Source organism: Limnohabitans sp. (assembly GCF_034680285.1).
In the GTDB taxonomy this organism is placed as follows: domain Bacteria; phylum Pseudomonadota; class Gammaproteobacteria; order Burkholderiales; family Burkholderiaceae_C; genus Limnohabitans_A.
In genome coordinates this window covers 130682-142995 of record NZ_JAXITC010000010.1, presented here as the reverse complement: position 1 = coordinate 142995, position 12314 = coordinate 130682, and the positions used below count along the sequence as shown (strand labels likewise).

15 protein-coding genes are annotated in these 12314 nt (G+C 57.5%); 11 read left to right on the top strand and 4 right to left on the bottom strand.

What is annotated here, in order from left to right; genetic code table 11:
* The 3 genes from SWE17_RS10105 to SWE17_RS10095 all read right to left on the bottom strand — a co-directional run.
* Positions 1–198 (bottom strand): uroporphyrinogen decarboxylase family protein (locus SWE17_RS10105; RefSeq protein WP_322992973.1); only part of this gene is annotated, 198 nt, incomplete at its 3' end.
* A gap of 90 nt (positions 199–288) precedes the next feature.
* Positions 289–1656: a chromate efflux transporter gene (gene chrA / locus SWE17_RS10100; RefSeq protein ID WP_322992972.1), complete on the bottom strand. Its 1368-nt coding sequence runs from the start codon at positions 1654–1656 to the stop codon at positions 289–291.
* Entirely contained in the window at positions 1641–2006 is a 366-nt protein-coding gene (locus SWE17_RS10095) for a hypothetical protein (protein WP_322992971.1), read from the bottom strand. Before SWE17_RS10095 ends, chrA begins: the two co-directional genes overlap by 16 nt.
* A 172-nt stretch (positions 2007–2178) precedes the next feature.
* On the opposite strand from SWE17_RS10095, the gene SWE17_RS10090 reads away from it, so the two are divergent.
* From SWE17_RS10090 to SWE17_RS10050, 9 genes are all read left to right on the top strand, one after another.
* Entirely contained in the window at positions 2179–2943 is a 765-nt protein-coding gene (locus tag SWE17_RS10090; protein ID WP_322992970.1) for a GntR family transcriptional regulator, read from the top strand.
* Between the two features lie 3 nt (positions 2944–2946).
* Positions 2947–3999 (top strand): aromatic ring-hydroxylating dioxygenase subunit alpha, encoded by a 1053-nt coding sequence (locus SWE17_RS10085; RefSeq protein WP_322992969.1) that lies wholly within the window; start codon positions 2947–2949, stop codon positions 3997–3999.
* Entirely contained in the window at positions 3996–4304 is a 309-nt protein-coding gene (locus SWE17_RS10080; RefSeq protein WP_322992968.1) for a 2Fe-2S iron-sulfur cluster binding domain-containing protein, read from the top strand. Before SWE17_RS10085 ends, SWE17_RS10080 begins: the two co-directional genes overlap by 4 nt.
* A gap of 1 nt (position 4305) precedes the next feature.
* Positions 4306–5046, top strand: a complete 741-nt coding sequence (locus SWE17_RS10075) for an alpha/beta hydrolase (protein WP_322992967.1) — start codon at positions 4306–4308, stop codon at positions 5044–5046.
* 26 nt (positions 5047–5072) lie between these two features.
* Positions 5073–5498 (top strand): nuclear transport factor 2 family protein, encoded by a 426-nt coding sequence (locus SWE17_RS10070; protein WP_322992966.1) that lies wholly within the window; start codon positions 5073–5075, stop codon positions 5496–5498.
* A gap of 64 nt (positions 5499–5562) precedes the next feature.
* Entirely contained in the window at positions 5563–6597 is a 1035-nt protein-coding gene (locus SWE17_RS10065) for a TRAP transporter substrate-binding protein (protein WP_322992965.1), read from the top strand.
* A 60-nt stretch (positions 6598–6657) separates the two neighbouring features.
* On the top strand, positions 6658–7152 hold the full coding sequence (locus tag SWE17_RS10060; RefSeq protein WP_322992964.1) for a TRAP transporter small permease: 495 nt from the start codon (positions 6658–6660) through the stop codon (positions 7150–7152).
* Positions 7149–8483, top strand: coding sequence for a TRAP transporter large permease (locus SWE17_RS10055; RefSeq protein WP_322992963.1), 1335 nt, complete (start codon positions 7149–7151; stop codon positions 8481–8483). The genes SWE17_RS10060 and SWE17_RS10055 overlap by 4 nt, the downstream gene beginning before the upstream one ends.
* A gap of 14 nt (positions 8484–8497) precedes the next feature.
* The gene (locus SWE17_RS10050; protein WP_322992962.1) at positions 8498–9451 is read left to right on the top strand and encodes an AEC family transporter; all 954 of its coding nucleotides are present in this window, start codon (positions 8498–8500) and stop codon (positions 9449–9451) included.
* Positions 9452–9455: 4 nt separating this feature from the next.
* On the opposite strand, the gene SWE17_RS10045 is transcribed toward SWE17_RS10050, so the two are convergent.
* Positions 9456–10367 carry a LysR substrate-binding domain-containing protein gene (locus tag SWE17_RS10045; RefSeq protein ID WP_322992961.1) on the bottom strand — a complete coding sequence of 304 codons (912 nt, stop codon included), beginning with the start codon at positions 10365–10367 and terminating at the stop codon, positions 9456–9458.
* Between the two features lie 173 nt (positions 10368–10540).
* Here SWE17_RS10045 and SWE17_RS10040 point away from each other — a divergent pair, with 173 nt between their 5' ends.
* Both SWE17_RS10040 and ligK read left to right on the top strand, forming a co-directional pair.
* The gene (locus tag SWE17_RS10040) at positions 10541–11569 is read left to right on the top strand and encodes an amidohydrolase family protein (RefSeq protein ID WP_322992974.1); all 1029 of its coding nucleotides are present in this window, start codon (positions 10541–10543) and stop codon (positions 11567–11569) included.
* A gap of 57 nt (positions 11570–11626) precedes the next feature.
* A complete protein-coding gene (gene ligK, locus SWE17_RS10035; protein ID WP_322992960.1) occupies positions 11627–12310 on the top strand; it encodes a 4-carboxy-4-hydroxy-2-oxoadipate aldolase/oxaloacetate decarboxylase in 684 nt (227 codons plus the stop codon).
* The last annotated feature ends 4 nt before the right edge of the window (positions 12311–12314 follow it).

Here is a 12314-nt window from a genome sequence, read left to right as displayed (position 1 = left end):
GTAGTCGACGTTGGTGGCCAAGCCCATGAAGCTGCCGGCCTTGGCTCGGGTGGCGCAGTACTCGGGCAAATACCGCCCAGCTTGGCGCATGAGCCAGACGGGGGTGTGGTCGGTGGCTTGGCGCAGGCAAGCGCGCAGGAAAGTGTCGTTTTGGAGGGGGGCTAAGGCGGATGACGCTGCAGAGGTGTTGGAAGACATGAAAAAACCCAAAGTCAAGTGAGCCATTGTCTCAGGCTGTCAAGCCAGGGTCCAGCATTTCAAGCGCCATGCGTGACATGTTGTGCCGCATCACAACAGGACCTGCCGCAACAGACCCAACAACACACAGCCGCACAACACACGCAGCACGCTGTAACCCTTCCAAACCAAGGCCCAGAGGGCGAGGAATGTCAGCGCGATCGCGCTCAAGTCGGGCAACATGTGCCAGCCCCCCGGCAGCCAGGTCTGGCGCGCAAACACACCCGCCAGGTGCAAGATCACGCCGATGACGGCCGCAGTGATGCCTTGCATAGGACCTGCCAGTGAGGGCATGTGCCGTGTCGACTCGACGAGCGGGCCGCCTGCCAGAATGAAGACAAATGAAGGCAGGAAGGTGAACCAGGTCACCACGCAGGCGGCCACCACGCCACCGAGGAGCGGATGGCCGAACAAAGCTTGGCTGTGTCCACCCAGAAAGCCGACAAAGGCGACCACCATGATCAGCGGCCCGGGTGTGCTTTCACCCAAGGCCAGGCCATCCATCATTTGTCCGGCCGAGAGCCAGCCGTATTGCACCACTGCCGCCTGAGTCACGTAAGGCAAGACCGCGTAGGCGCCGCCAAAAGTGAGCAAGGCTGCTTGTGTGAAAAAGCCGCCCATTTGGGTCAAGGTGTGATTCACGCCGAATGCCATGGCGATCAGGCCCAGGCTCAGCGCCCAAATCCCTACGCCCAACGCCAGCGCGCTGAGCAAGCGCTTCGAACTGTGGTGTGTGTGCGCGGGCTGAGGTGAGGCGTCGTCGAGCCACGCAGACGCATCTGAAGATGGCGAGTTTGCCGACAAGGTGGGTTGAGGTGCCACCACAGAATTGGCATGGGCCATGTCGGGTGCTTCATGGCGCTGACGCGTCATGTAGAAACCCACTGTGGCCGAGGCCGCAATGACCAGAGGAAATGGCAGGCCCCACAGCGTGCCTAAAAAGGACAGCGCCGCCAGCCACCACAGCCAGCGTGCCTTGAGAGTTCGTGTGGCCATTCGGTGGGCGGCCTGCAAGACCAGCGCCGTCACCGCGGGCTTTAGCCCCCACAGCAAGGCTTGTCCCCAAGGGTGTTGGCCCCAGGCGGTGTAGGCCCAGCTCAGCACGATCAACAACAGGAGGGATGGCAATACAAAAAGTGCTCCCGCCGCAACACCACCGCGCGTCCCGTGCATCAACCAACCCATGTAAGTGGCCAGTTGCTGTGCTTCGGGGCCAGGCAGCAGCATGCAGTAATTGAGCGCATGCAAGTAGCGCTTTTCAGAAATCCAGCGGCGGCGCACCACCAGTTCTTCGTGCATCAAGGCGATCTGGCCTGCCGGCCCGCCAAAGCTGACGCAGCCCAGCCAGAGCCAGAACTTCAGGGCCTGCGCCAAACTGACCGGGGCGGGTGGATGGACGGAGTTCAAGGGGTGTTCCATTGGTCACGAAATGCTTGTGCAAATTCAGGGGTGCCGCTGATGCTCAGACTCAGAACAATCTCTTCGCCGGATGAAGGTTGGGGCGAGAGTTCCAGTGTTTTCTCTGCGCTGTGCCAAAGACAATGCACCTGCCTATTGCCGCAACGTATCTGCAGATCAAAGTCCCAATCTGCCCCGTCTTCCAATGGGCCAGGCGCTTGCGGGCCGAAACGGTATGCCCAAACCAGCAACTGCCTGACTTCTTCCAGCAGGGCAGGGGTGTGGCGTGCAGCGGGTTGGGCCAGGGCGTCCCAGCAGACTACGCCATGGTTGTCCTCGCTGCAGTCAAATTCAAGAAATTGCAAATCCATGTTGAATCACTCATCCAATGAAGCGATGTGCTGGCTGGTTTTAACCTGATCTGTTGGATACATGAAGCTCATTATTCGCTTAAAAATTGAGCAAATTAAGGGGTTATTAGGGTTTTCTGTATACAAGAGAGGTGATGGTGGTGGTTAAATCTGTGCTTTAACGCACTTGCTCATGCTCCAATCTACTGTACATCTGGTTGATTCTGACGCTGAAGGCAGCTCACAAGCTGTCAAGGCGCAGCAGCGTGTGCGTGAGCTGATCCTGGCGGGTGATCTGCCTGCAGGTTCTCGCATTGCTGAGTTGGCGCTGGTCGAGCGCTTGGGCATGTCGCGCACCCCTATCCGGGCGGCCCTGATGCGTCTCGGACAAGAAGGCTTGTTGGAAGCCTTGAGTGGTGGCGGTTATGCGGTGCGCACTTTTTCCGAGCGCGAAGTGGCCGATGCCATTGAGCTGCGCGGCACACTGGAGGGTTTGGCTGCCCGCCTGGCAGCAGAGCGCGGCGCCCCAAATGCCGTGATGGCGCAGGCCTGTTCATGCCTTGATCAAATCGATCATTTGCTGAGGCAAGTGGCGTTGGATGACGAGGGCTTTTCCACCTATGTGGATCTGAACGGTCGCTTTCACAAACTGTTGGCCGAGATGGCCAACAGCGCTGTCCTGGCCCGCGAAATCGACCGCGCATCTCGCCTGCCTTTCGCTTCTGCCTCCGGTTTTGTGGGCGTTCAAGCCCATACCCCCGATGCGCGCGACATGCTGGTGGTCGCTCAGCACCAGCACCGCCAAGTCTTGGACGCCATCGTGCAACGTGAGGCAGGGCGTGCCGAAGCGCTGATGCGTGAACATTCTCGGCTGGCGCGTCACAACTTAAGTCTGGTCATGCAAAACCCGCAGCAGGTCGACATGCCGGGCGTGCAACTCATTCGAAACAAGGTCTGAAACATGTTCATCAAAAACACCTGGTACGTGGCCTTTGCCATGACCGAACTAGAGGCGTTGGGCGACAAGCCTTTGGGCCGCACGATTTGCAATGAGCAAATGGCTTTTTTCAAAGGGCCGGACGGCAAGGTCGCCGCAGTGGAGGATTTTTGCCCTCACCGCGGTGCGCCCTTGTCTCTGGGCAAAGTGTGCGACGGCAAATTGGTGTGCGGCTACCACGGCCTGGAGATTGGCTGCGAAGGTAAGACTGTGCACATGCCCGGTCAAAGGGTGCGCGGTTTTCCGGCGATCAAAAGTTTTGCCGTGGTCGAGCGCTACGGTTTCGTTTGGGTCTGGCCTGGCGATCAGACCAAGGCAGACGAAGCGCAAATGCCTGTCTTTGAGTTTTTTGACAACCCGGCTTGGGCTTATGGCGGTGGGCTGTACCACGTCAAGGCGGATTACCGTCTCATGATCGACAACCTGATGGACTTGACGCACGAGACCTATGTGCACGCCAACAGCATCGGCCAACCAGAAATCGACGAGACGCCATGCACCACCAGTGTTGAGGGTGACCAAGTTGTCTTGCAACGCCACATGGAGGGCATACAGGCGCCGCCCTTTTGGCAAATGGCCATGAGCGCCAATGGCCTCGACCCCCAGGCCAAGGTCGATCGCTGGCAGATTTGCCGCTTCACGCCACCCAGTCACATCATGATCGACGTGGGCGTGGCCTTGGCGGGCAAAGGGGGCTTTGATGCCGCACCCGAGCACAAGGCTTACAGCGTGGTGGTGGACTTCATCACCCCAGAGACCGAAACCTCACATTGGTACCACTGGGGCATGGCGCGCCAGTTCAAGCCCCATGATGCGGCTTTGACCGACAAAATTCGGGCTGGCCAAGGGGGTATTTTCAATGAAGACATGGAAATGCTGCAATTGCAGCAAGCCAACATCAGCAAATGGCCCGACCGCAAACTGCTGATGCTCAACATCGATTCGGGTGGCGTGCAATCGCGCCGCATCATTGACCGTTGGCTGGCATTGGAAAATACCACCGGAGTGACCGCATGAACACCACTGATTTGACCCAAACCCCGATTGCTGCAGATGGCAGCTTTGAAATCCAATTGCAAAAGAGCGGCCAAGTTTTGCAGGTCGGCAAAGAGCAGTCTATTTTGAAAGCGCTGCAGGATGCAGGGCATGACGCACCGTTCTCTTGCGCCGAGGGCATTTGTGGCACCTGTTTGACCTCTGTGGTGTCGGGGACACCCGATCATTGGGACAGTTACCTGACACCCGAAGAGCAAGCAAAAGGCGACTGCATCATGCTGTGCTGTTCACGCAGTCAGACGGCGCGTTTGGTGCTGGACCTCTGACATGACAAACACCACACTGGTGCTGGTGCCTGGCCTCATGTGCGACGCCGCAGTTTGGTCTGGGGTGATGGCGCATTTGGGGTCCAAGGCCGAAGGTGCGGTTGTGCCTGACCACGGACTGTGCGATGACATCGAGGGCATGGCACAGCAAATTTTGACAACTTTGCCTGGCCCCTTGGCCGTTGCGGGCCACTCCATGGGTGGGCGTGTGGCCTTGGAGATGAGACGTTTGGCCCCAGATCGGGTCAGGCATCTTGCTTTGATGGATACGGGCTATTTGGCCCGTCCACCGGGCGCTGAAGGCGATGTCGAGGCGACCAAGCGTCAGACTTTGCTCGACTTGGCCTTGACCCAAGGCGTCGAGACCATGGCTCGGACTTGGGCGCAAGGCATGGTGAACCCTTCGCGTTTGACCGACAGCGTCCTGATGGATGACATCGTTGCCATGTTTGCCCGGCGCACGCCCCAGCATTTCGCTGCTCAAATTCGCGCCTTGTTGGCCAGGCCAGATGCCACCCAGACCCTGCGAAGTACGGCTGGGCCGGTTTACCTTTTGTGTGGCGCGCAAGACAGTTGGTCCCCATTGGCGCAACATCAAGCCATGGCCAACTTGCTGCCCCAAGCTTTTTTGACCTCGATCGAGTCAGCCGGTCACATGGCACCGATGGAGCAGCCTGCAGCCGTGGCCCAAGTGTTGGCCGACTGGTTGGCTTCAACACCCTTGGCTTTGGAGTCGGTGTGAGTCAGACCATGATGAATGAGCCCGATATGCTTTTGCGCGCAGCGCATGAGCAAGCCATTCATGCGCTGATCGTCCGCGTGGGTTATGCCATTGACCACAGTGAGCTGGCCGATTTGACGGGCTGCTTGCACCCAGATGTCGTCTTTGTCAGGCCTGATGGCCAGGCGCTGCAAGGCCCGCAGGCGGTATGTGACGCTTATGCCCAGCGCAATTCGGACCGCATCACTCGGCATCTCTTGTCCAATGTTCATCTGACCTGGTCATCCCCCGATCGGGTGCAGGCGCACGCCACGGTGTTGCTGTGGACAGGCAGCCTGAGTGATGAAAAGACTGCAGCCGGTCGGCCCGCCGACCCTGTGCAAAAACTTGGTGAACACCGTGACGTTTTGGCTTTTGAAGCTGGGCGTTGGTGGTTACTGAGGCGACAGTCGGAGTTTGTTTTTTTCCGTTGAGGCTGTTTCACTTCAGGCTTTTTATTTGTTTTTGACGATTCATTCAACCAACCAGGAGACTTTCATGACTTTTAAAAATCGTTTGATGCACGGTGCCACCGTGCTGGCTCTTGCGGCTGCAGCGTCTGCACAAGCCCAAGAAGTGGTTCTCAAAGTCCACCACATTTGGCCCACCATGGCCATTGGTCATAGCCGTGTGGTGGCCCCATGGTGCGAAGCCATTGCCAAAGACTCCAACAACCGCATGCGTTGCCAAATCCTGCCGGCCATGACGGGTGGCGGTACACCTGCCCAGTTGGTGGACCGTGTCAAGGATGGCGTGGACGATTTGGTGGTGACATTGCCCGGCTACACGCCTGGCCGCTTCCCGATCATGGAAGCCCTGGAGTTGCCCTTCATGACCAATACGGCTGAGTCGGCATCTGCTGCTGCCTGGGATTACTACAGCAAGTACGCCACCAAAGAATTCACAGGCACCAAAATCTTGGCCACTTGGGTTCACGATGAAGGCTTTGTCAGCACCTCCAGCAAATCCATCCGAACCATGGAAGACTTCAAGGGCTTGAAGATCCGTGCGGCCAGCCGCCAATCCACCAAACTCTTGGCCCGTTTGGGCGCCACCCCTGTGGGCATGCCCATTCCACCGGTGGCTGACGCCATGACCAAAGGCACGATCGACGGCTTCATGACCGCCTGGGAAATCATCCCGGCATTCAAGTTGCACGAAGTCAGCAAGTTCCACACCGAAATTGAACCCAGCCGTCCTTCCATGTTCACCGCGGGTTTCGTGATGGCCATGAACCAGGCCAAGTACGACAGCTTGCCTGCAGACCTGAAGAGCGTGATCGACAAACACAGCGGTGCAAACTTGTCACGCACCATCGGTCGTTATTGGGATGAAGCCACTGCCACCGGCCGCAATGCGGCTGTCGCCCGAGGCAACACCTTCAACAAAATCAGTGCAGCTGAGACCGACCGTTGGATCCAAGCATCGGCCCCTTTGTATGACGAATGGGTGGCCGACATGGACAAGCGCGGTTTGCCTGGTAAGCAGATGCTGCAAGACGCCAAAGACCTGATCAAAAAATACAACAAGTGATGGTTAGCCAGCCCCTCGAGATGAGGGGCTGGCTTTGCGTCTTTGAACTGGAAATCCATGATGTCCTCGTCAATGCTTTTAGCGCCCCTGTGCCGGGCTTTTGGAATGGTGGGTGCGGCCGTGGCACTGGCCACTGGTTTCCTGACCTTGGTGAGTGTGCTCATGCGTGCTGTTTGGTCTCAACCTATCCCTGGGGATGTTGAGATGACCCAAATGGGCATTGCATTTGCTATTTCCATGTGCCTGCCTTATTGCCAGTTGCAAAGAGGAAACATCATTGTGGATTTCTTCACCCAGTCCAGCTCAGAGGGCTCGCGTCATCGTCTGGATGCCATGGGTAATTTGTCCTTGGTTTTGCTTTACGGCTTGTTGGCTTGGCGCACCAGTATTGGGGCACTCTCGGTCCGCGAAGCCGGTGAAACCACCATGATCATCAGCTTGCCCATGTGGTGGGCGTATGCCTGCTTGGCACCGGGCTTGGCTTTGGCCGGTTGGGTGGCTTTGGTTCAAGGACTGTTCGGACAGTCCCAATCTAATCAAGAGGTGACAGGATGACGCAGTGGGCACCTCAAATTGGTTTGGTGATGTTTGTGGCCATGATTGTTCTCATGGCCTTGCGTGTGCCGATCGCGGCTGCCATGTTCATTCCTGGTTTGGTGGGTTACGCGTTGATGAGCGATACGGCCACCATGCTGAACTTCCTCAAAGGCAGCGCAGTCGCGCGTTTGACGGTGTATGAGTTGAGCGTGATTCCTTTGTTTTTGCTGATGGGGCAATTCGCCACGCAAGGCGGACTCAGCAGAGACCTGTTCAAAGCTGCCGCCGCATTGGTTGGGCATGTTCGTGGTGGTTTGGCCATGGCCTCTGTCCTGTCAGCGGGTGCATTCGGTGCGGTCTGCGGTTCTTCGGTGGCAACATCGGCCACCATCACCCAGGTGGCATACCCCGAAATGCGACGCCATGGCTACCAAGGCCGTTTGTCCACAGCCTCTTTGGCGGCGGGCGGTACTTTGGGTATCTTGATTCCCCCATCCGTGCCACTGGTGGTGTATGCCATTTTGACCGAGCAAAACATTGCCAAGCTGTTTGCCGCGGCCATCATTCCGGGTGTTGTGGCCATGCTGGGTTACTTGGTGGTGATTGGTCTGTATGCACGGGCACGTCCCGGTATGGCGCCGCTGACCCCGGCGTTGCCTGGGGCAGAAAAGTGGGCAGCCTTGCTGTCGATTTGGCCGATCGTGGGCGTTTTTGTGGTGGTTTTTGGCGGGATTTATGGCGGCTACTTTTCACCCACTGAGGGTGCAGGTGTGGGCGCTGTGTTGACCTTGTTGGTGGGTTTGGCCAAAAAAGAACTCAAGTCGGCAGGTATGAAAGCCGCATTGCTGAGCACCGCTGAAACCACTGCGATGGTGTTCATGATTTTCTTGGGCGCTGACATGATGAACGCCACCTTGGCGCTCACGGAAATGCCCAAAATGGTGGCTTTGTGGGTGTCGGGCTTGCCCGTGGCGCCTTTGGGCATTGTGACGGCCGTTCTGATTTTGTACATCGTTTTGGGCTGCGTGATGGACGAGTTGTCTATGCTGCTCTTGACCATTCCTGTGATCTTTCCTGCGGTCATGGCCCTCGATTTGTGGGGTTTGACTTATGAGCTCAAGGCGCTTTGGTTTGGTATTTTGGTTCTGATGACGGTCAGCTTTGGGTTGATTGCACCACCTGTGGGTTTGAACGTTTATGTCGTCAATAGCTTGGCCCGTGATGTTCCCATGAGCGAAACCTACAAAGGTTTGATGCCTTTCTTGGTTTGGGACATAGGCCGCTTGGTGGTCTTGTTGATGTTCCCTTCGTTGAGTCTCTGGTTGGTCGGGCAATTGTTCACGCGCTGATGCAAAGTTACTGAATGGGCACCACTTTGGACATTTTGGGGATTACCGGCCCAATTTACTGCGCCATCGCGCTGGGTTATTGGGCGACTCGTCAAGGCTTGTTTGCGCAAAGCGACATGCAGGTTTTTGGCAAGTTCACTCTGAACCTGGCGCTGCCCGCGTTGTTGTTTAACGCGCTGTCGCAGCGCACCGTGTCAGAAATCCTCAATCCTTCTTATCTTTTGGCCTACGCCATGGGCGCCCTGGTGGTGACGGGAGGGGGGCTTTTTTGGGCTCGAAAGGTCAAGGGTCATAGCCTGAGCTTTGGCAGCATGATGGCCATGGGGATGTCTTGCCCCAACAGCGGTTTTGTGGGTTATCCGATCATGTTGCTCAGCTTTGGACCGGTGGCGGGTGTGGCACTGGCCTTGAACATGGTCGTGGAAAACCTCTTGATGATTCCACTCTTGCTGGCGGTGGCGGATTCTGACGGTGGTCTGGCTGGCCGTTGGCGGCTGTTGATATGGCAAACCTTCAAGAACTTGGCACAAAACCCCATGATTTGGGGCATTGTGGGTGGCTTCTTGTTTTCGCTTTCAGGCTTGACCATGCCCGCACCCATAGGACGAACTGTGAATTTGTTTGCTCAAGCCAGCGCGGCCTTGTCGCTCTTTGTCATTGGCGGCTCTTTGGTGGGACTCAAGGTGAATGGCTTGCAAGGCACGGTGGCTCAAATTGTGGTTGGCAAGTTGCTCATCAGCCCATTGGTCATGTGGGGTTTGCTCGCTTGGGTGGTCCCGATTGCTGACCCAGCACTGCGTTCAGCGGTTTTGTTGACAAGCGCTTTGCCCATGATGGGCATTTACACGATTTTGAGTCAACGTCATGGGCATGGCGCGGTCAGTGCAGCTGCCGCGCTGGTGACGACGGTGCTGTCTTTCTTTTCCCTCAGTGGTTTGCTGTGGGTTTTGCAGTACTACCCACTCTGAGCCGTTAACCAGCGACCAGCCAGGCCTGAGAGATTTCGGTGATCAATGCGAGTGTGGCTTGTTGGGTCAAGGTGGTGGGGCGCAAGGAACTGATGGCTGTTGTGAGTTGAATGGTCAAAGCCGGCGCAGAGACCGAACGGACGGTGTAGGCCGAAGGTCGCACCGATCTCATGACGGCGTTGCGCGGCAAGATGGCGTAGCCTGCGCCGTCGGCCACCAAGTCAAGAATGGCACTCACACCATCGATCTCCAAGGCTATGTGAGGGCGGCAGCCGATGGCGGCCATTTCTGATTCCACATGCATTCGGATCGCATTGGGGCGCGTGGGGATGACCAAAGGCAGGGCGGCTACTTCTTGCAAGCTGATCGCGGGTGGGGGAGGGTCTTCCTGCAAGCCGGGTGGACGCGGCTGCACCAGCAACAATTCTTCTTGAACCAAGGGCGTGTGCTCGATGCCCGGCATGAGACTGGGGTTGTAGAGCACGGCAATGTCCAAGCGGCCGTTTTGCAGGTTTTCCTGCATCGCGCTTGACAGGCCCTCGCTGATGGACAGCTGGGCCTCTGGCATTTTGGCGCGAAAGGCGCGGGTCAACGGGACCGTGAGCATACGGGCCACGCTGGGCGGAAGCCCGAGCGCAACGCGACCCGTGAGCCCCGAGCGCACCCGACCGAGTTCTTCACGCGCACGTTCGACTTGGTGCAAGATGCCCCGCCCGTGCTCGAGCAGCAGTTGCCCGGCTTGGGTGGGCGTGGCGCCCCGTCCGTTACGCACCAGCATGTTTTGGCGTAACTCCACTTCGAGCAGTCGCACTTGGCGGCTCAGGGCCGGTTGAGCGATGTTCAAGGCTTGGGCGGCGCGGGTGAAACTGCCCAGTTCCGCCACGCGCACAAAATATTCAAGCTGTTTGAGGTCCATGGGGGTTTTTGCGGGCTTTTGGTACAAGACATTTTGTCATATCTGAATGTTGGATATGCGTTTTTGATCTATCTGATAGATGCCCATGAGGATGCTCAGTCGCAAGTTGTCAAGTCACAATTCAAAGCATCCGCAGGTCACTCCAGGAAGCCACCATGAGTCAAACGAAACCCTTGATCATCGACGTGCACGGCCACTACACCACCGCCCCCAAAGCGTTGGAGGATTGGCGCAACAAGCAAATTGCGGGCATCAAAGATCCCGCGTCCATGCCCAAAGTGTCAGATCTGAAAATCAGTGACGACGAACTGCGCGAGACCATCGAGACCAACCAACTGGCCAAGATGAAAGAGCGAGGCTCGGACATCACCATCTTCAGCCCCCGCGCCAGCTTCATGGCCCACCACATTGGCGACTTCAATGTGTCGTCCACTTGGGCGGCCATTTGCAATGAGCTTTGCTTCCGTGTTGGGCAGTTGTTCCCCGACCACTTTGTGCCAGCGGCCATGCTTCCCCAGTCGCCCGGGGTGGATCCGGTCACCTGCATTCCCGAGCTGGTCAAGTGCGTCGAGCAATACGGCAACGTGGGCATCAACCTGAACCCCGACCCCTCGGGTGGTCATTGGACTTCGCCACCTTTGAGCGACAAGGCTTGGTACCCGATTTACGAAAAGATGGTCGAGTACGACATCCCCGCGATGATCCATGTGAGCACCAGCTGCAACAGCTGCTTTCACACCACCGGCGCCCACTACCTGAACGCCGACACCACCGCTTTCATGCAGTGCCTGACCAGCGATCTGTTCAAGGATTTCCCGACGCTGAAGTTTTTGATCCCGCACGGCGGTGGCGCGGTGCCTTACCACTGGGGCCGTTTCCGTGGCTTGGCGCAAGAACTCAAAAAACCTTTGTTGACCGAGCACTTGCTCAACAACATCTTCTTTGACACCTGCGTGTACCACCAGCCGGGCATCGACTTGCTGACCAAAGTGATCCCAGTCAAGAACATTCTGTTTGCCTCCGAGATGATCGGCGCGGTGCGCGGCATCGACCCGGAAACCGGCCACTACTTTGATGACACCAAGCGCTACGTGCAAGCCACAGCCAACTTGAACGACCAAGAGCGTTACATGGTCTACGAAGGCAATGCACGCCGCGTGTTCAAGCGTCTGGACGACCAGCTGACGGCCAAAGGCATCTAAGGACTTTTCGTGACAGATCTTTAGCTCTGTCACCAACTGATTAACAAAGGAAAGAACATGTACGAACTCGGCGTTGTTTACCGCAACATCACCCGCGCAGACCGCGCAGCCGCTGATGGCCTGGGTGCACTCGGCTCGGCCACGGTGCACGAAGCTATGGGCCGTGTCGGCCTCATGAAGCCTTACATGCGCCCCATCTATCCCGGTGCGCAAGTGTCGGGCACGGCCGTCACGGTGCTCCTGCACCCCGGGGACAACTGGATGATGCATGTGGTGGCCGAGCAGATTCAGCCGGGTGACATCGTGGTGGCGGCCATCACGGCCGATTGCACCGACGGCTACTTTGGCGACTTATTGGCCACATCCTTTCAGGCCCGTGGCGCACGCGCTTTGATCATCGATGCCGGTGTGCGTGATGTGAAAGAGCTGCAAAAAATTAACTTCCCGGTGTGGAGCAAAGCCATCAGCAGCAAGGGTTGCATCAAGGCCACCATTGGCTCCGTCAACATCCCTGTGGTGTGCGCGGGCATGATCGTGACACCCGGTGACGTGATCGTGGCCGACGACGATGGTGTGGTTTGCGTACCCGCAGCCCGTGCGGTGCAAACCCTGGAAGCGGCGCAAAAACGCGAAAGCTTTGAAGGCGAAAAACGCGCCAAGCTCGCTTCTGGCGTGCTGGGTCTGGACATGTACAAGATGCGTGAGCCGCTGGCCGCTGCAGGTTTGAAATACATCGATTAAGGCG